This window comes from Micromonospora sp. WMMD882, assembly GCF_027497255.1.
Taxonomy (GTDB): domain Bacteria; phylum Actinomycetota; class Actinomycetes; order Mycobacteriales; family Micromonosporaceae; genus Micromonospora.
Genome location: NZ_CP114903.1, coordinates 4,426,266 through 4,444,518 on the forward strand (window position 1 = coordinate 4,426,266; position 18,253 = coordinate 4,444,518).

Genomic DNA, 18,253 nt, shown 5'->3' on the forward strand with positions numbered 1-18,253 from the left:
CGGGTCCGGGTGCTGCCGCGCCAGGGTGTCGGGGCGTCTCCTCCTGCCACGGCTGCCCGCACGCCACCGACCAGGACGGTCATCTCGGGCGGCGGCGACCCGACGTGGCCGTCCACAGCACCGGCGTAGCGGCGAACATGCCCACGTGGCGCAGGCGCGTCCCCTGGTCACCGTCGTCGAGGATGCCCAGACCCTACCTGCCCCGAACTTCCTCTAGAGCTGCCCCGTTTGTGCTACCGAGTCGCTCGCCGGTAGCGCAGACGGGGCAGCTCTAGAGCGCTCACGACCCACCACCACCACGGACCCCGCACCAACCTCACGGGGAGCACCTCCGCGGAGCCCGGAACCACCACGAACCACCACGGACGTGACCCCCACCGACCAACAGGGACCACCAGGGGCGGCAGCACCCCCGCGGGGCCCGTCAGCACGGACGGGGCAGCTCGACAGCGGTTGTCCGCCACACCTACCGCCCGGCGCTGATGGCCGACGCGGCACCGCCGGAACCCACCGCCGCCGAACCGAACCGCCGCCGCAGTCGAGCAGTCACCGGCTTGGGACGCGCCGGCCGCGCCGGGTTCAGCGAGGTTCAGCGGGGTTCAGCCGGCGACCGGGGCGGACTCCTGGTCGTCGCGGGGCTGGGCCGGCTTCATCGAGCGGAGCAGCACGCTTGCCACGTCGACCACCTCGACCTGCTCGCCGGCCTCCTTGCCGTTGACCCCGTCGTTGAGCATGGTCGAGCAGAACGGGCAGCCGACCGCGATGGTCTTCGCGCCGGTCGACATGGCCTCCTCGACCCGGTCGACGTTGATCCGCTTGCCGATCCGCTCCTCCATCCACATCCGGGCCCCACCGGCTCCGCAGCAGAAGGAACGCTCGCTGTTGCGGGGCATCTCGATCACCGCGTCCTGGGCGGACGAGCCGAGCACCTCACGCGGCGGGGCGAAGACCCGGTTGTGCCGGCCCAGGTAGCAGGGGTCGTGGTAGGTGACCCCGCCGTCGACCGGCTGGACGGGGGTGAGCTTGCCGGTGCTCACCAGGTGGGCCAGGAGCTGGGTGTGGTGCACCACCTCGAACTCGCCGCCGAGCTGCCCGTACTCGTTGCCGAGGGTGTTGAAGCAGTGCGGGCAGGTGGCGACGATCTTGCGCTTGGTCTTCTCCCGGCCCTCGAACGCCTCGTTGAGGGTCTCCACGTTCTGCTGGGCGAGCATCTGGAAGACGAACTCGTTGCCGATCCGACGGGCCGGGTCACCGGTGCAGGTCTCACCCTCGCCGAGGATGGCGAAGGAGACACCGGCCTCGTTCAGCAGCGTGGCGACGGCCCGGGTGGTCTTCTTGGCCCGGTCCTCGAACGCGCCGGCGCAGCCGACCCAGAAGAGGTACTCGAAGTCGTCGACCTCGCCGACCCGGGGAACCTCGAAGTCGAGACCCTTGGTCCAGTCCTCCCGGGTGTTCTGCGGCGCGCCCCACGGGTTGCCCTTGTTCTCCAGGTTGCGCAGCATCACGCCGGCCTCGGACGGGAAGCTCGACTCGATGAGCACCTGGTAACGGCGCATATCGACGATGTGGTCGACGTGCTCGATGTCGACCGGGCACTGCTCGACACAGGCGCCGCAGGTGGTGCAGGACCACAGCACGTCCGGGTCGATGATCCCGCCGGCCTCGGCGTCACCGATCAGCGGCTTCTCCGCCTCGGCGAGGGCGAGCACGTCCACGTGGGCGAGCTGCGCGGCGGTGGCCTTCTCCTCACCGGTGAGGTCCTTGCCGCCGCCGGCCAGCAGGTAAGGGGCCTTCGCGTACGCGTGGTCACGCAGGCTGAGCACCAGCAGCTTCGGCGACAGCGGCTTGCCGGTGTTCCAGGCCGGGCACTGCGACTGGCAGCGTCCGCACTCGGTGCAGGTGCTGAAGTCCAGCAGGCCCTTCCAGGTGAACTGCTCGACCTGGGCGACGCCGAACTGGTCGGTCTCCGGGTCGGCCTCCTCGAAGTCGAGCGGCTTGCCGTTGCTGGTCATCGGGCGCAGCGCGCCCAGACCGGAGCCGGCCCGACCCGGGTCCCGCTTGAAGTAGATGTTGAAGAAGGCCAGGAAGCGGTGCCAGGCCACGCCCATGGTCACGTTGAGCCCGATCACGATGAGCCAGGTCATCGAGATCAGGATCTTGACGAGGGCGGCGACGCTGACCCCGGACTCCCAGGCGGGCAGCAGCGAGCCGACCGCGTGGCTGACCGGGGTGGCCCAGAGCGGGTACTCGAAGTGGTCGGTGGCGACCTTGAAGCCCCGGATCACGAAACCCATGACGAGCACGGCCAGCACGACCGCCTCGACGAAGTACCCCTGCCACATCGTGGAGCCGGTGAACCGGGAGCGCCCGCCCGGGCGGCCCGGCCGGTTGCGGATCCGGATCGCGATCAGCACCACGATGCCCGCCACCCCGAGCACGCCGATCAGCTCGGTGACCAGCCCGTAGACCGTCCAGCCGCCGATCAGCGGCAGACCGCCGGTGGTCGAGACGACCTCGAAGTACGCCTCCAGCACCAGCAGCGACAGGACGACGAAGCCGACCATGACGAACCAGTGCGCCGCGCCGACGACGCTCCAGCGGAGCATCCGGGTGTGGCCGGCCGTCTCGGCCAGCATCGTCTTCGTCCGGGCGACCGGGTCACCGGAGCGTCCCGGGTCCGGTTGACCGAGCCGGACGACTGCCACGATGCGTAGCACCGCCTGCGCCGCCACCCACACCGCCAGGACGGTGATGGCTGCGGCGAGGATCGTGGTGACGATCTGGACGCTGCCCATAGCGTTGGCCTCCCCGCCTCTGCTGCCCTGCGAGCCGTCCGGCGACCGCGGCCGGGATGACGCCCCGGCCGGCTGCCCGCCGCGACGCCCGGCCCTGGCCGGTCGATGACCTCGCTCCGCTCGGTCATGCAGTGCAGCCTACGCGCAGGGTTACTCAGGAGTAACGTGAGGAACCTCGCACCGGGCCGCGCCGCCCTGAGCACACACCTTAGGGCGAAGCAACGGATCAGCGCTGGTCAGGGGGACGCGTCGCGGCCCGGGCCGGACTCAGCGCCAGCGGGAGAGCACGATCAGGGAGGCGACCATGGCCCCGAAACCGACGGCGAGGTTCCAGTAGCCCCACGCGGCGACCGGGTACGCCTGCTCTGAGAGGTAGTACACGACCAGCCAGGCGATGCCGGCCGCGATCAGCGAGACCGCCAGGATCGGCAGCCAGACCGGGCTGGGCTTACGCGTCGCCGCCGAGGCCGTCGGACGGACATCCGTCGGCGGGGTGTACACCTTCTTCTTGCGGACCTGTGACTTGGGCACGACGCTCTCTCCAGAGGGGTTACGACCTCGTCCGGCCTGACAACCGGGCGCGAGGGCGACGGTCCATGGCCAATAATGTTCGACAGCTAGCGTAGTCCCGATGACCCGTTCAGGCCATGAATGAGGCGGACCGGATGCGCGCAGTGACCGAAAAGAGCGGAACTGGTCCGGTGCCGAACCTGTTCTGACGGGTGGACACCGGGGGAAGGAGCGCTCTGTGGAGTACACATCCGGCGCCGCGTCCTGGCAGAAGGCGCTCCGGCGGGCCGTCGTCGGGCTGCTGCCCCGCCGGCCACGGCAGCGCCGGCCGGGCTGGTCGGTCGGCGTACCGCTGATCGCCGCCGCGGCCGGGCTGCTCTTCACCACCACCGCCACCACCGCCGGGGGCACCGCGCTGCGCGAGGACCGCCGGCCCCAGCTCACCCAGTTGATCGACGGCGCCCGGGACCGGGTGGCGGCCAGCGAGGACCGGGCGGCGGAGCTGCGGGCCGACGTGGAACGGCGGACGGAGGAGCTCGCCGGCACCGACCAGCCGATCGCCGACGAGCAGGGCCGGGCGGCGGCCAACCGGCAGGCGGCCGGGTTCACCGCGCTCACCGGCGCCGGGGTGACCGTGGAGCTGGACGACGCCCGCCGGCTGGAGACCCTGCCCGAAGGGGCGAGCAACGACGACCTGGTCGTCCACCAGGGGGACGTCCAGGCGGTGGTCAACGCGCTCTGGGCGGGCGGCGCGGAGGCGATGTCAATCATGAACGTCCGTGTGCTGACCACCAGCGCGGTACGCTGCGTGGGTAACACCCTGCTGCTGCACGGCCGGGTGTACTCCCCACCGTTCAAGATCGTAGCAATCGGCGATGCGGACGCCCTCCAGCGGGCCCTCGCCAACTCCAAGGGAGTCCGGTTGTTCAAGGACGCGGTCGACCACTACCAGCTCGGCTACCGCGAGACCGTCTCCACGGTCACCGTGCCGGCGTTCGAGGGTTCGACGGCGCTCCGCTCGGCGAAGGTGCCGAGGTGACGGGTATGTCCGACGACTGGCGTGCCGGCGGCTCCGGCCGGCGGCACCGCGCCGACGACACGGACGGCCCCACGGACTTCCTCCCCTCGTCGGACCGGCCGGGCCCGCCGCCGTCGGACCGACCTTGCACGCCGCCGGTGATCCGGCCGGGTACGCCGCCCCAGTCGTCGCCGGCCTCCCGCGGCCCGTGGCCGGCCCCGGTTCCGCCTCGGCGCACCGCTCCGCCCGCCGGGCCGCCCCGCTGGCCCGGCAACCTGTCGGATGCCGGCGCCCCGCCCCGCTGGCCCGGTAGCCCGACCGGCGACGGTCCGGGGCGGAACACCGGTGGCGGCGCCAGGACGACCACCCCCCCACCGCCGACACCGGCTCCCGACCAGCGTCCCACTGTCAGCCCGGGCGGTGAACGACCCACCGCCGGCCCCGCCGGCCAGCGTCCCGGCGGCGGCGTGGAGGGGCCGACCGTGGTCATCGCCACGGTCGGGACCCGCGACGACGACTCGACGGCGCTGATCCCGGCGGTGAGCGGTGACCGACCGCGCCAGCCGGCCGACCGGCCGACGGCCGCCGCGCCCATGACCGGACCGACGGCCGCCGCGCCCATGGCCGGGCCGACGGCCGCCGCGCCCATGGCCGGGCCGCCGCCGGAAGCCCCCGGCCTCGACTCGACCGCCCTGATGGGCGCCGTTCCGCGGCTGCCGGCCCGCGACGACGAGCCGGCGGGCGACCGGGGCCTGACCGACGCCCCGCCCGTGCCCCGGCGCGGTGAGCGGGTGGTGCAGTTGCGCCCGGAGCAGACCGGCGAGGGCTACCGGAGCGTCTACTCGGAGCTGACCCGTCCCACCTTCTGGTCCCGGCTGCGCACCGGCATCCGCGTCGGCGGCGAGCTGCTGATCACCTTCGGCCTGGTGGTGCTGCTGTTCGCCGGGTACGAGGTGTGGGGCAAGTCGGCGATCGTCGACGCCCACCAGGACGACCTCAGCCAGCAGTTGGAGCAGGCCTGGGGCCCCAGCGGCGACCCCACGGTCGCCCCGTCGGCGAGCCCGCCCCCCGGTCCGAAGGCCCCGCCTGGCGGCAAGCCGATCGCCGGCCTCTACATCCCCAAGCTCGACAAGAGCTGGGTGGTGGTCGAGGGCGTCACCCAGAAGGACATCCGGTACGCCCCGGGCCACTACCCGACCAGCGCCATGCCGGGTGAGGTGGGCAACTTCTCGGTCGCCGGGCACCGTAACCGGGCCACCTTCTGGCGGTTGGACGAGCTGGCCGACGGCGACGCCATCGTGGTCGAGGGCAAGAACGAGTGGTACGTGTACCACGTCTCGGAGTCCCGGATCGTCAAGCCGTCCCAGGTCGAGGTGGTCGCCCCGGTCCCCGGGCGGCCCGGGGCCAAGCCGAGCAGGCGGATGCTCACCCTGACCACCTGCAATCCGAAGTTCGACAACTACCAACGCCTGATCATCCACGCCGAGCTGAACCGTACCCAGGCCAAGTCGGCGGGTCGACCGGCCGAGCTGGGAGGCTGACCCGGTGTACGCGTGGATCTGGCGGAAGCTGCCCTTCGGTCTGCCCGGCAAGCTGGCCGGTTCGGTGCTGCTCGCCTCGGCGATGGTCGCTCTGCTCTGGTACGTCGTCTTCCCCTGGGCCGAGCCGTTGCTCCCGTTCGACGACGTGCAGGTCACCCAGAACGTCGACAGCCCGGGCGGCCCGGCCGGTGGCGACTCCGGCCCCGGCGCCGGCGACCAGCCGGCCGGCGACGAGCACGATCTGCCGTACGACACCGACCAGAACAACACCCCGCCCCCCTCCCCGCAGAGGTGAGTCGATGCGCGTACTGGTGATCGACAACTACGACTCGTTCGTCTTCAACCTGGTCCAGTATCTCGGCCAGCTCGGCGTGGACTGCGACGTCCGGCGTAACGACGAGATCAGCGTCGACGAGGTCGGCCGGCTCGGCGCGGCCGGTGTGCTGCTCTCCCCCGGGCCGGGCAGCCCCGACCGGGCCGGCATCTGTCTGGACGTCGTCCACCGGTACGGCGGCGAGCTGCCGATCTTCGGGGTGTGCCTCGGCCACCAGGCGATCGGCGAGGCGTTCGGGGCCACCGTGGCCCGTGCTCCGGAGCTGCTGCACGGCAAGACCTCGCAGGTCCGGCATTCCTCGACGGGTGTGCTGGCCGGTCTGCCCGACCCGTTCACGGCGACCCGCTACCACTCGCTGGCGGTGCTGCCGGAGACCCTGCCGGAGGAGCTGGAGGTGACCGGCTGGACCGGCTCCGGCGTGGTGATGGCGATGCGGCACCGCACCCTGCCGATCGAGGGCGTGCAGTTCCACCCGGAGTCCGTGTTGACCGAGGGTGGTCATCTGATGCTGGCCAACTGGCTGGCCGCCTGCGGGTTCCGGGCGGCGCTCGACCGCGCGCCGGAGTTGGCCGCCGAGGTGGACGCCCGCCGGTTGGCGGCCTTCGTCACCACCTGACGGGCCCTCGACCCGGTCACGCCCAGCCGGGCTGGCCGCCCCGGTTCGGGCCGGCCCGACCGGTCCCTGCCGGCGCACGGACCGCCGAAGGTTCGTCAGCGCAGCCGGTTGACGTCGTCGCGGGGCGGCAGCGTCGGGAACGGCACTCCGCCACCGCCACCGCCGCCGTCGCTCGGCGTGGGGGTGGGCGTGGTCGGCATGGGCGGCTCGGGCGATTCGGTCGGGTCCGGCTCGGGTTCCGGCTGGCTGACCGTGATGGTCACCGTCTCGCCCACCGCCAGTGAGGCGCCACCCCGGGGGTCCTGACCGGTGACCTCGCCCGCCTCGTCGGCCGGCACCTCCTCGCCCTTGCGGACGTTGACCTTGTAGCCGGCCTTCCGCAGCTCCTCGGTGGCGTCCTCCTGGCTCTCGCCGACCACGTCCGGCACCTCGCGGAGGTTGCCCCGGGAGACCTCGACGACGACCTTGCTGCCGGACTCGACAGTCTGGCCGGACGCCGGGGTCACCTTCGTCACCAGGCCCTCGGTCTTGCCGCTGTTGACGTCCTTCTTCTCCACGGTGAGCCCGAGCGCTTCGAGCTGGGCCTTCACGTTCTCGTACTGGGAGTCGACCAGGCCGGCGGGGATCTTCACCGGCGGCTTGCCGTCGCAGATCTGGAGGGTGACCGTCTCGTTGGGGTTGAGCCGGGTCCCGCCCTCTGGGCTCTGCCGGGCGACGGTGCCCTCCCGGCACTCGGTGTCCAGCACCGGGTCGCCGATCTGCACGGTGAGCCTGGCGGCGGTGAGTTTCGCCTCGGCGGCCTGCCGGGTCTCGCCCAGCACCTGCGGCACCGGGACGCTCTCCTCCCCGCTCTGGTTGAGCAGCAGCCCGGCGACCAGGGCGATCACCGCGAGGACGCCGAGGCCGGCGAGGGTGGCGATGACCCAGGACGAGGCGCGTCGCCGGCGGGGGTCACCGACCCGGGCCGGCCCCTGCTGCCGGGTCTGCGGGCCGGCGGCAGCGGCCGGGAAGGCCGCCGCGGCCGGCGCCGGCCCCATCGCCACCGTCTCGTCCTCGCGCAGCACCGGGGTGGCCGCCACCGGACGGCCGGCGGCGGCCCGCAGCAGGTCGGCGCGCATCTCCCCGGCGCTCTGGTAGCGGTTGAGCGGGTTCTTCGACAGCGCCTTGAGCACGATCGCGTCGATCGACGGGGTGACGTCCGGGTTGATGTCGCTGGGCGTCGGCGGCGCCTCCCGGACGTGCTGGTAGGCCACGCTGACCGGGCTGTCGCCGACGAACGGGGGATGCCCGCAGAGCAGCTCGAACAGCACGCAACCGGCGGCGTAGACGTCGGAGCGGGCGTCGACCGCCTCGCCCCGGGCCTGCTCGGGGGAGAGGTACTGGGCGGTGCCGATGACCGCGCTGGTCTGCGTCATCGTGGTCGCGCCGCTGGCCAGCGCGCGGGCGATGCCGAAGTCCATCACCTTGACCTGCCCGGTCAGGGTGAGCATCACGTTGCCGGGCTTGATGTCCCGGTGGATGATGCCGTGCCGGTGGCTGAACTCCAGCGCCGCGCACATGTCGGCGGTGATCTCCAGCGCCCGGCGGGGCTGGAGCCGGCCCTCCGCGCCGAGGACCTCTTTCAGGGTGCGCCCGTTGACGAACTCCATGACGATGAACGGGAGCGTCTCGCCGGTCGGCGCGGTCTCCTCGCCGGTGTCGTAGACGGCGACGATCGCGGGGTGGTTGAGCGAGGCGGCGTTCTGCGCCTCGCGACGGAACCGCATCTGGAAGGTGGCGTCGCGGGCCAGGTCGGCCCGGAGCATCTTGATCGCCACGTCCCGGCCGAGCCTCAGGTCACGACCGCGGTGCACCTCGGCCATACCGCCGTAGCCGAGGAGCTCGCCGACCTGGTACCTGCCACCCAGCAGGCGGGCCTGCGCAGTCATCGCGTCTGTCGTCCTTCGCTCGTCGTCTCGTCGCCGCCCGGCACGGGCAGCCCTATCCGACGGTACGACGACCCGGTACCGCCGTCACCCCCGCCGACCGTCGCCACGTCGGACATCACGCCCATCGAACGCGTTCCGCCGCCGTCCTGCATGCTGTAGGTAATCACGCCGGAACAGACCAGGACCAGCACGGCGAGCGCGATGACGGCCAGCACCGTGCGGGCGCTCACGCCGGACGCGGGCGGCGCGGGCGGCGGGCCGGGCTGGCGAGCGTACCCGATGGGGCGGTCCTGCCGCATCGGGGCCGCCGGCACGCTCGCGGCCCCGCGCGGGTAGCCGGGCGGGGCCATCGGCGGGCGCTGGTGGATCGGCGGCTGGGCGGCCGGGCGGGGCTGCGCCATCGGGCGGGGCTGGACAGCCGGCACGGGACGCGGCGGGGACACCGGGGCCGGGGCGGCCGGTCGGGCCGGGGCCGGCGGCCGGGGCTGCTGCTGCGGTACGACAGGTGGCCGGGGCTGCTGCCGTTGCGGCGGGCGGACCTGGGCCCGGGCCGGCGGCATGGCCGGCGAGGCCGGCGCGGCGCTGACCTGCCGGACGCCGCCGCCCGGTCGGCGCTGGTGGTTCAGGGCGGCCTTGATCTGTCGGGCCGCCCCGGCGAGCGCGGCGGCGGTGGGCCAGCGGGCCGCCGGGTCCTTGGCGAGCGCCCGGTCGACGAGCGCCCGGACGGGGGGCGGGATGTCCCCGGGCAGCGGCGGCGGGGCGTCCCGTACGTGCCGCATGGCGATTTCGAGGGGGTTGTCCCCCTCGAACGGGCGGCGGCCGGCCAGGCACTGGTAGGCGACCACCCCGAGGGCGTAGACGTCCGACGCGGGGGTGGCCACCGCGCCGGCCGCCTGCTCCGGTGAGATGTACGAGGCGGTGCCGAGCACCGAGCCGGCGGCGGTGAGCTGGCCGACCAGGTCGGAGCGGGCGATGCCGAAGTCGGTGAGCACCAGCGTGCCGTTCGGTCGGACCAGGAGGTTACCGGGCTTCACGTCGCGGTGCACGATGCCCTTGGCGTGCGCGGCGTGCAGCGCCTCCGCCGCCTGGGCGACCAGCGCCATCGTCCGGGCCGGGGTGAGCCGGCCGACCCGGCCCAGGGTCGACGAGAGGGCGTCCCCCTCGACGTACTCCATGATCAGGAACGCGATCTGCTGGTCGTTGCCGAAGTCGTAGATGTCGACCACGCCCGGGTGGTTGATGGTCGCCATGGTCCGCGCCTCGCCACGGAACCGTTCGGCGAACCCGGGCTCGTCGAGCAGCGCCGGGAGCAGGCTCTTGACCGCGACGACCCGGCCGAGCACCTGGTCGGTGCCGCGCCAGACGTCACCCATGCCACCGCTGGCGATCCGCTCGTCGAGGCGGTAGCGGTTACCGAGCTGGACGCCGGGGCTGAGCATGGTCACCGCCCTCCGGAGTCCGCGATCGCGGCCCGCATGATCTGCCCGGCGATCCGGGCCGCCTCGGCGCTGCCGCCGGAGCCGGCCGACTCCAGCAGCACGCACACCGCCGACACCGGGTTGCCGTTCTTGTCGAGCGCGAAACCGATGAACCAGCCGTGGTCCTCGGTGCCCTCGCCGGCCTGGGCGGTGCCGGTCTTGCCGCCGACGGTGTAGCCGCTGATCCGGGCGTTGCCGCCGGTGCCGTCGGTGACCACGTGGGTCATCATCTCGCGCAGGTCGGCGGCCACCTGGCTGCTGACCGGCTGCCGGAGTTGTTTCGGGTCGGCGGTGTAGTAGCTGGTCGTCCGGTCCGGGCCGAGCAACTGCCGCACCAGGTACGGCCGCATCTGGGTACCGTTGTTCGCCACCGTGGCGGCGATCAGCGCGCCCTGCAGCGGGGTCATCCGGACGTCGAACTGGCCGATCGACGACTGGGCCAGTCCGGCCTGGTTGTCGCTGCCGTCCGGGTTCTGCATGTCACCGGTCCGGCTGGCGGCCACCGGCAGCCCGCGCTCGTCGAGGTGGCCGACGGTCAGGTCCTCCTGCTCGAAGCCGAACTGCCGGGCCTTCTCCTTGATCGTCGACGCCCCGAACCGCACGCCGAGCTGAGCGAACCCGGTGTTGCAGGACTCGGTGACGGCGTTGTCCAGGGTCACCTCGTCCTCCGGGCAGATCGACGGGGCGGCGTTGCGGATCGGTGTGCCGGAGGTGGGCGCGGTGTAGCTCGACCCGGCCGGGATGGCGGTCTCCGGGGTGACGCCGTTCTCCAGGGCGGCGGCGGCGACCACGATCTTGAAAGTCGAGCCGGGCGGCAGCGTCTCGCCCAGCGCCCGGTTCTTCAGCGGCCCGTTCGGATCGCCCTCCAGCTTGTTGTACGCCGCCGAGGCCGCCCGGGTGTCGTGGCTGGCCAGCGGGTTCGGGTCGTAGCTGGGCATCGAGACCAGCGCCTGCACCGCGCCGGTGCGCGGGTCGATGGCGACGGCCGCGCCCTTGGCCACGCCCTCGCGGTTCTCGGTCAACTGCTCGTACGCGGTGTCCTGGGCGCGCTTGGAGATGGTGAGCAGCACGTTGCCGCCGCCGGAGGGCTCACCGGTGAGCCGGAGCATGTCCCGGAACCGGTCGGCGAAGAGCTGGTCGCTGGTGCCGGCGAGGAAGTCGTTCTCGACCCGCTCGATGCCGGTGTCCCCGAGGTTGACCGGCTTGTAGCCCAGCACGTGCGCGTACTTCGGACCGGCCGGGTAGCTGCGCAGGTACTTCAGCGTGCCGTCGGTCTCCTTGCTGGTAGCCACCGGGGTGCCGCCGGCCTCGATGTTGCCGCGCCTGCGCTCGTACTCGGCGACCTGGACCCGGCCGTTGTAGTCGCTGGTGCGGTACTCGTCGGCCTTGTAGCCCTGGATCCAGTTCAGGTTGAGGAAGAGCAGGCCGAACAGGACCATCACGACCACGCCGACCCGGCGGAGCGGTGCGTTCACGGGCGGATCACCTCCGTAGGGGCGCCGTGCAACTGCTCGGGCGGGCCGCCACCGGGGCGGCTGCCCGGGTTGCCGCCGACGCCGGCCGGTCGCCGTCCGGCGTCGGAGATCCGCAGCAGGGTGGCGACCAGCAGCCAGTTCGCCATCAGCGACGAGCCGCCGGCGGAGAGGAACGGGGTGGTCTGGCCGGTGAGCGGGATCAGGCCGCTGATCCCGCCGACGATCACGAAGACCTGGAGGCCGAGGGTGAAGGCGAGACCACCGGCGAGCAGCTTGCCGAACGAGTCCCGCACGGTGAGGGCGGCCCGCAGACCGCGCTGGACGATCAGCAGGTAGACCACCAGCAGCGCGGAGAGACCGAACAGGCCGATCTCCTCGCCGATGCCGGCGAAGATGAAGTCGTTCTGCACCTCGGGCAGCACGTCCGGCGCGCCGCCGCCCGGCCCGGCCCCGAACAGGCCGCCGGTGCCGAGCGCGAGCAGCCCCTGCACGAGCTGGTAGCCGTCGGCCAGCGGGTCGCCGAACGGGTCCAGCCAGATCTCGGCCCGCAGGTAGAAGTTGGCGAACGGGCCGCCGACGGTGCTGCCCAGCAGGTAGGCCAGGTAGGCGCCGCCGAAGAACAGCACCAGACCGATCAGCAGCCAACTGACCCGCTCGGTGGCGATGTAGAGCGTCACCACGAACATGCCGAAGTACAGCAGCGAGGTGCCCAGGTCCTTCTCGAAGACCAGCACCATGAGGCTGATCAGCCAGACCACGACCACCGGGCCGAGATCCCGGCCCCGGGGGAGGTCGACGCCGAGGAAGCGCCGGCTGGCCAGCGACAGCACCTCCCGCTTGCGGACCAGGTAGTACGCGAAGAAGACCAGCAGGGCGAGCTTGGCGAACTCACCGGGCTGGATGGAGAAGCTGCCGATCCGGATCCACAGCTTGGCGCCGTTGATCTCGGAGAACCGGCCGGGCAGCACGGCCGGGATCATCACCAGCACGATGCCGGCGAGCCCGAGCGTGTACGCGTACCGGGAGACCGCCCGGTGGTCCCGCATGATCACCAGCAGCGCGGCGGCCAGGATCACCGACGCCAGCGTCCAGGCCAGTTGCCGGCCGCCGGTGCCGGCGAAGATGGCCAGGTCGGCCCGCTCGGCGGGGGCCGCGTCGGCCAGGTCGAGGCGGCGCAGGAAGCCGACGCCGATCCCGTTGAGCAGCGCCACCGCCGGCAGCAGGGCCGGGTCGGCGAACGGCGCGAAGTAGCGGATCACCACGTGCAGGCCGACGAAGACGACGGTGAGCGCGACCGCCGGCACCCAGAAGTCGCCGGTCACCGTGTCCAGCACGTTCGCCTCTACCGTCGCGCCGTACGCGGCGACCATGGCCATGGCCAGCGCGAGCAGCGACAGCTCCGCGTTGCGCCGGGACCGGGCCAGGCGTACGCCGGGCTGCTCGCCCGTCGTGCCGGGCGAGACTGCCGGAGTGGCCTGGGCGGTCACGGTCGGATCCTCGGGGTCGGGCCGGCGCTCACTCGGGAGACCGGCAGCCCGCCGGCTCGCCCGGCGGAACCGTGTCGGTGGGCAGGGCTTCGGGGGTCGGGGAGACGCCCGGCGACGGGCTGACCGGCGCGGTGGGCCGGACGGTGGCGCGCGGGCTGCCCGGGGCCACGCCGGACGGCGTCGGCGACCCGACCGCGCCGGGCGGCGTGGCGGGTACGGAGGTCGGCGCGGCGGTGGGAACCGGCGGGCAGATCGGCTTGAGGTTCGGGTTCGTCGGGTCGTCGTCGGTCAGCTCGGCCAGCCGACGGGTGGCGTCCGACTGGCTCTTGGCCTGGATGCCCTGCTTGACCCGCTCCTGCGCGGCGAGGGTCAGATCGTCCAGGCTGGCCGGGCTGGTGGCGTGGACGTTGGAGAGGTCCAGCCCGGCGATCTGACCCGGCACGCCCTGGAACACCGCGAGCTGACCGTCGTCGGTGGCCCCGACGTAGTACTGCCGCTGGGTGTACGTGTAGCCGGCGTAGAGGCCGCCGCCGAGCAGGGCGAGCAGCACGACCAGCAGGGCCGCCGTGCGGACCGGCCGGCGCCGGCGGCGTTCCGGCTCGTCGTCGCGGTTGGCGGCCGGCTCCTCGGGCGCCGGCGGCCGGGGGGCGGAGAGCGCCGAGGCGCGGGCCGCGGGCGTGGAGACGTCGGCCGAGGTGGCCATGCCGCGGTCCCGGGCGGCGGCGCCGCCGACGATCGGGCTCGCCTCGACGATGTCGTGGTCGGTGGCGTCCGCGATGATCACGGTGATGTTGTCCGGCCCGCCGCCGCGCAGCGCGAGCTGGACCAGCCGCTCCACGCACTGCTGGGGGTCGGTGTACTCCCGCATGGAGTCCGCGATGGTCTCCGCGCTGACCACCCCGGAGAGTCCGTCGCTGCAGATGAGGTAGCGGTCGCCGGGGAGCACCTGGCGGACGCTGTACTCCGGGTCGATGTCGCGGCCGTCGAGCGCCCGAGTGAGCAGCGAGCGCTGGGGGTGGCTGCTGGCCTCCTCGGCGCTGATCCGACCCTCGTCGACAAGCATCTGGACGTAGGTGTCGTCCTTGGTGACCTGGGCGAAATCACCGTTGCGGAGGAGGTACGCGCGGGAGTCGCCGATGTGCACCATGCCGAGCTTGGTGCCGGAGAAGAGGATCGCGGTGAGCGTGGTGCCCATCCCCTCCAACTGGGGGTTGGCGTCCACCGTGTCGCGGAGCTGCTGGTTGGCGGTGTCCACGGCCTGGCGCAGCGCGTCGACGAGCGCGTCCCCCGGGACGTCCTCGTCGAGCGGTGCCATGGCACCGATGACGATGTTGCTGGCGACGTCACCGGCGGCCATGCCGCCCATGCCGTCAGCGACGGCGAGAAGCCGCGGTCCGGCGTAGACGGAATCCTGGTTACCGTCTCGGATCAGACCGCGGTCGCTGTGGGCCGCATAGCGCAGGGTCAGAGTCATGGCCGTAATTCGAGAGAGGTGCGGCCGATCCGGATCGGCACGCCGAGGGGGACGGGGGTTGGTCCGGTGACCTTAGCGCGGTCCAGGTAGGTGCCGTTAGTCGAGCCGAGGTCCTCCACGAACCACTGGCCGTCGCGGGGCAGCAGCCGGGCGTGCCGCGCGGACGCGTAGTCGTCGGTGATGACCAGCGTCGAATCCTCCGCCCGGCCGATGGTGATCGGCGCTTCCCCGAGGGTGATCCGGGTGCCGGCGAGCTGCCCGGCGGTGACCACGAGCTGGTGGGCGGCCCGGCCGCGCTTGGCCTTCGCCGGTTTCGCCGCCGGCTGGCCGGTGGACGCGCCCACGGCGCGGGGCGCGGCGACGAGCCGGCCCGAGCGGGCCCCCGCGAAGAGGTCGCGCCGGATCACCCCCACCACCGTGAAGACGAAGATCCACAGCAGGATGAGGAACCCGAACCGGGCGACGGTGATGACCAGTTCCGGCAACTCGGGTCAGCCGTCCACGCGGAAGGTCAGGGTGGTGGTGCCGAGCTGGATCATGTCGCCCGGGTTCAGCGCGACGGCGGACACCCGCTGGCCGTTGACCATGGTGCCGTTGGTCGAGCCGAGGTCGGTCAGCACGACCTGGCCGCCGTCGAAGTCGAGCCGGGCGTGTCGCCGGGAGATGCCGACGTCGGGCAGCCGCAGGTTCGCCTGGTCGCCCCGGCCGATCACCGTCGAGCCCATCTGGAGCGGGTAGGTGCGGCCGTCGCCGGAGACCAGCCGGACGTTGCGCCCGCCGCCGTGGCCGGGGGGTGGGCCGTAGCCGCCGCCCTGGTCGTAGGACGGGTATCCGGGCGGGCCGGCGTCGTAGCCGGGCGCCGACACCGGGGCGACCTCGCCACCGGTGTAGACCTCGGCGGTGACCCGGAACATGCCGGTGTCCAGCCCCTCGCCCCGCTCGATCTCGACGATCACGTCGCCGTACACCGTCCACGCCTGCTCGCCGATGAACTCGGCCTGCGACTGGGCCAGCTCCTGGGCGAGCGCGGCGGCGTACGGCGCCAGCCGGCTGTGGTCGTACGGCGAGAGATCGATCACGTAGCGGTTCGGCACCAGGGTGCGCCCGCCGGCCAGGATGGCCTTGTGCGCCTCAGCCTCCCGCTGCATGGCGTTGAGGATCTCCACGGGGTGGACCACCCCTTTGAAGACCTTGGCGAAGGCTCCCTCGACCAGGCCTTCCAGACGCTTCTCGAAGCGTTGCAGCACGCTCACCGGCTCCTCCTCGGGTCCCGAGGACATGATGGTATCCGGCCGTCGCTCGCGCAGCTCACACGCCGCTCGGCCGCCTGCTGTCGGCCCGTTCCGACGGGCCCTTACGGTCGTGCTACTCTTCTCCCCGCCACGAACGGTAACCGATCGCGGCGAGGGCCGGGAGCACGTACGATGTCCGGGCCACCCCCACTGGCGACAGCGAGGGCGGCACGCATTAGGGTGATCCAGGTCATGCCACGGGGAAGTGGCGGAATGGCAGACGCGCACGGTTCAGGTCCGTGTGCCCGAAAGGGCGTGGGGGTTCAACTCCCCCCTTCCCCACCACAAGCCGAGGGCTCCGCAGCAGCGGGGCCCTCGATGCGTTGGCGGATCGCGCGGATCGTCACGTTATGCTCCGGTGGTTTCCTGCCCCCTACGACTCCTGGAGTGGCATGTGAGTGTCGCGGTGGTGACCGGCTCGGGCGGTCTGATCGGCTCGGAGGCGGCCCGGCACTTCGCCGGCCTGGGCCTCGACGTGGTCGGCATCGACAACGACATGCGGCAGGAGTTCTTCGGCGCGGAGGCGTCCACCGCGTGGAACGTGCGCCGGCTCACCGACGAGCTGGGCGCGGCGTACGCGCACCACGGCATCGACATCCGCGACCGGGAGGCGCTGGCCAAGCTGTTCCGGCGGTACGGCCGCGACGTCGCCGTGGTGGTCCACACCGCCGCGCAGCCGTCCCACGACTGGGCGGTCCGTGACCCGTTCACCGACTTCGACGTCAACGCGGCCGGCACGCTCAACGTGCTCCAGAACGTCCGCGAGCACTGCGTCGACGCGGCGGTGATCCACTGCTCGACCAACAAGGTCTACGGCGACCGGCCGAACAGCCTGCCCCTGGTGGAGCGGGAGACCCGCTGGGAGATCGCGCCGGGCCACCCGTACGAGCAGGGCATCCGGGAGGACATGTCGATCGACGCCTGCCTGCACTCGGTCTTCGGGGCCTCCAAGGTCGCCGCCGACGTGATGGTCCAGGAGTACGGCCGCTACTTCGACATGAAGACCGCCTGTTTCCGGGGCGGCACGCTGACCGGCCCGGCGCACTCGGCGACCGAGCTGCACGGCTTCCTCGCGTACGTGATGCGCTGCAACATGGAGCGCCGGACGTACAAGATCTTCGGTTACCAGGGTAAGCAGGTGCGGGACGCCATCCACAGCTCGGACGTGGTGTCCGCGTTCGAGGCGTTCTTCCGCAACCCGCGCTCGGCGGCGGTCTACAACCTCGGTGGCGGACGGCACTCCAACACCTCGAACCGGGAGGCGTTCGCCCTGGCCGAGCAGATCACCGGCCAGGAGATGATCACCGAGTACGTCGAGGCGAACCGGATCGGCGACCACAAGTGGTGGATCGGCTCCAACGAGGCGTTCCAGCAGGACTACCCCGACTGGAAGCAGATCTACGACGTGCCGATGATCCTGCGGGAGATCCACGAGGCCAACGTCGAGAAGTGGGTGCCGCAGTCATGACCGCGCGCAAGCGGAACGTCCTCGGCGTCCTGGTCGACGCCACCGACTACGCCTCGGCCACCGAGGAGGTGGTCCGGGCCGCCCGGGAACGCCGGCCGCTGGCGCTGACCGCGCTGGCCGTGCACGGCGTGATGACAGGTGTCCTCGACCCGGCGCACAACGCCCGGCTGAACTCGTTCGACGTGGTCACCCCGGACGGCCAGCCGGTGCGCTGGGCGCTCAACCTGCTGCACTCCGCCGGGCTCGCCGACCGGGTGTACGGGCCGGAGCTGACCCTGCGGGTGCTGGCCCGGTTCGCCGACGAGGGGCTGCCGGTCTACCTGTACGGCTCGACCGAGGAGACGCTGGGGCGGCTCATCCCGGCGTTGGAGCGGATGTTCCCGGCCCTCAAGATCGCCGGAGTGGAGCCGTCGAAGTTCCGCGCGGCGCAGCCCGGCGAGGACGCCGAGATCGCCGACCGGATCCGGGCCAGCGGCGCCCGGCTCGTCCTGGTCGGGTTGGGCTGCCCCCGGCAGGAGATCTTCACGTACGCGATGCGCCCGTTGCTGGACATGCCGTTGATGGCGGTCGGCGCGGCCTTCGACTACCACGCGGGGCTGCTGCGCAACCCGCCGCCGTGGATGCAGCGCGCCGGGTTGGAATGGTTCTGGCGGCTCGGCCTGGAGCCGAAGCGCCTCTGGAAGCGGTACGTCATCCTCAACCCGGCGTACCTGGCCCGGCTGGGCGCGCAGAAGACCGGCCTGTGGAAGGCCCGCCCGCCCGCGCCGGCCACCGACCGCCCGTCCGGCTTCGCGGTCTGATTCCGGTACGCGAAAGGGGCCCCGCCGGACGGTCGGC

Annotated in this window: 15 protein-coding genes and 1 tRNA gene; 7 read left to right on the top strand and 9 right to left on the bottom strand. The window is 72.4% G+C overall.

What is annotated here, in order from left to right:
- Positions 1–599 precede the first annotated feature (599 nt).
- The gene (locus O7606_RS18745) at positions 600–2,795 is read right to left on the bottom strand and encodes a (Fe-S)-binding protein (protein WP_281595323.1); all 2,196 of its coding nucleotides are present in this window, start codon (positions 2,793–2,795) and stop codon (positions 600–602) included.
- Between the two features lie 267 nt (positions 2,796–3,062).
- Positions 3,063–3,326 carry a cell division protein CrgA gene (locus tag O7606_RS18750; RefSeq protein ID WP_281595324.1) on the bottom strand — a complete coding sequence of 88 codons (264 nt, stop codon included), beginning with the start codon at positions 3,324–3,326 and terminating at the stop codon, positions 3,063–3,065.
- Between the two features lie 217 nt (positions 3,327–3,543).
- Between O7606_RS18750 and O7606_RS18755 the strand changes: the two genes are divergently transcribed.
- From O7606_RS18755 to O7606_RS18770, 4 genes are read left to right on the top strand one after another with little or no spacing between them, the layout of a single operon-like run.
- Complete coding sequence (locus tag O7606_RS18755) at positions 3,544–4,344, top strand: DUF881 domain-containing protein (protein WP_281595325.1); 801 nt, start codon at positions 3,544–3,546, stop codon at positions 4,342–4,344.
- A gap of 5 nt (positions 4,345–4,349) precedes the next feature.
- The gene (locus tag O7606_RS18760; protein ID WP_281595326.1) at positions 4,350–5,864 is read left to right on the top strand and encodes a class E sortase; all 1,515 of its coding nucleotides are present in this window, start codon (positions 4,350–4,352) and stop codon (positions 5,862–5,864) included.
- A 4-nt stretch (positions 5,865–5,868) separates the two neighbouring features.
- On the top strand, positions 5,869–6,159 hold the full coding sequence (locus O7606_RS18765; protein WP_281595327.1) for a hypothetical protein: 291 nt from the start codon (positions 5,869–5,871) through the stop codon (positions 6,157–6,159).
- A gap of 4 nt (positions 6,160–6,163) precedes the next feature.
- Positions 6,164–6,814 (top strand): aminodeoxychorismate/anthranilate synthase component II, encoded by a 651-nt coding sequence (locus O7606_RS18770; protein WP_281595328.1) that lies wholly within the window; start codon positions 6,164–6,166, stop codon positions 6,812–6,814.
- A 95-nt stretch (positions 6,815–6,909) separates the two neighbouring features.
- Here O7606_RS18770 and pknB read toward each other — a convergent pair whose 3' ends face one another.
- From pknB to O7606_RS18805, 7 genes are read right to left on the bottom strand one after another with little or no spacing between them, the layout of a single operon-like run.
- Positions 6,910–8,742, bottom strand: a complete 1,833-nt coding sequence (gene pknB, locus O7606_RS18775; RefSeq protein WP_281595330.1) for a Stk1 family PASTA domain-containing Ser/Thr kinase — start codon at positions 8,740–8,742, stop codon at positions 6,910–6,912.
- On the bottom strand, positions 8,739–10,181 hold the full coding sequence (locus tag O7606_RS18780; protein WP_281599754.1) for a serine/threonine-protein kinase: 1,443 nt from the start codon (positions 10,179–10,181) through the stop codon (positions 8,739–8,741). Before O7606_RS18780 ends, pknB begins: the two co-directional genes overlap by 4 nt.
- 2 nt (positions 10,182–10,183) lie before the next feature.
- Positions 10,184–11,695 carry a penicillin-binding protein 2 gene (locus O7606_RS18785; RefSeq protein WP_281595331.1) on the bottom strand — a complete coding sequence of 504 codons (1,512 nt, stop codon included), beginning with the start codon at positions 11,693–11,695 and terminating at the stop codon, positions 10,184–10,186.
- Positions 11,692–13,182 (bottom strand): FtsW/RodA/SpoVE family cell cycle protein, encoded by a 1,491-nt coding sequence (locus O7606_RS18790; protein WP_281595332.1) that lies wholly within the window; start codon positions 13,180–13,182, stop codon positions 11,692–11,694. Before O7606_RS18790 ends, O7606_RS18785 begins: the two co-directional genes overlap by 4 nt.
- Before the next feature lie 28 nt (positions 13,183–13,210).
- Complete coding sequence (locus tag O7606_RS18795) at positions 13,211–14,656, bottom strand: protein phosphatase 2C domain-containing protein (protein ID WP_281595333.1); 1,446 nt, start codon at positions 14,654–14,656, stop codon at positions 13,211–13,213.
- The gene (locus O7606_RS18800; RefSeq protein WP_281595334.1) at positions 14,653–15,141 is read right to left on the bottom strand and encodes an FHA domain-containing protein; all 489 of its coding nucleotides are present in this window, start codon (positions 15,139–15,141) and stop codon (positions 14,653–14,655) included. The genes O7606_RS18795 and O7606_RS18800 overlap by 4 nt, the downstream gene beginning before the upstream one ends.
- Before the next feature lie 6 nt (positions 15,142–15,147).
- The gene (locus O7606_RS18805; RefSeq protein ID WP_119575106.1) at positions 15,148–15,936 is read right to left on the bottom strand and encodes a DUF3662 and FHA domain-containing protein; all 789 of its coding nucleotides are present in this window, start codon (positions 15,934–15,936) and stop codon (positions 15,148–15,150) included.
- A 211-nt stretch (positions 15,937–16,147) separates the two neighbouring features.
- On the opposite strand from O7606_RS18805, the gene O7606_RS18810 reads away from it, so the two are divergent.
- From O7606_RS18810 to O7606_RS18820, 3 genes are all read left to right on the top strand, one after another.
- A tRNA-Leu gene (locus O7606_RS18810) sits at positions 16,148–16,233 on the top strand.
- 109 nt (positions 16,234–16,342) lie between these two features.
- The gene (locus tag O7606_RS18815) at positions 16,343–17,416 is read left to right on the top strand and encodes an NAD-dependent epimerase/dehydratase family protein (RefSeq protein ID WP_281595336.1); all 1,074 of its coding nucleotides are present in this window, start codon (positions 16,343–16,345) and stop codon (positions 17,414–17,416) included.
- Positions 17,413–18,216, top strand: coding sequence for a WecB/TagA/CpsF family glycosyltransferase (locus O7606_RS18820; protein ID WP_281595337.1), 804 nt, complete (start codon positions 17,413–17,415; stop codon positions 18,214–18,216). Before O7606_RS18815 ends, O7606_RS18820 begins: the two co-directional genes overlap by 4 nt.
- Positions 18,217–18,253 lie beyond the last annotated feature (37 nt).

Excerpts from the sequence above, each read along its gene's own strand:
- O7606_RS18795 (WP_281595333.1), bottom strand. The coding sequence starts at position 14,656 with ATGACTCTGACCCTGCGCTATGCGGCCCACAGCGACCGCGGTCTGATC.
- O7606_RS18760 (WP_281595326.1), top strand. The coding sequence starts at position 4,350 with ATGTCCGACGACTGGCGTGCCGGCGGCTCCGGCCGGCGGCACCGCGCC.
- O7606_RS18820 (WP_281595337.1), top strand. The coding sequence starts at position 17,413 with ATGACCGCGCGCAAGCGGAACGTCCTCGGCGTCCTGGTCGACGCCACC.
- pknB (WP_281595330.1), bottom strand. The coding sequence starts at position 8,742 with ATGACTGCGCAGGCCCGCCTGCTGGGTGGCAGGTACCAGGTCGGCGAG.
- O7606_RS18770 (WP_281595328.1), top strand. The coding sequence starts at position 6,164 with ATGCGCGTACTGGTGATCGACAACTACGACTCGTTCGTCTTCAACCTG.
- O7606_RS18780 (WP_281599754.1), bottom strand. The coding sequence starts at position 10,181 with ATGCTCAGCCCCGGCGTCCAGCTCGGTAACCGCTACCGCCTCGACGAG.
- O7606_RS18805 (WP_119575106.1), bottom strand. The coding sequence starts at position 15,936 with ATGTCCTCGGGACCCGAGGAGGAGCCGGTGAGCGTGCTGCAACGCTTC.
- O7606_RS18745 (WP_281595323.1), bottom strand. The coding sequence starts at position 2,795 with ATGGGCAGCGTCCAGATCGTCACCACGATCCTCGCCGCAGCCATCACC.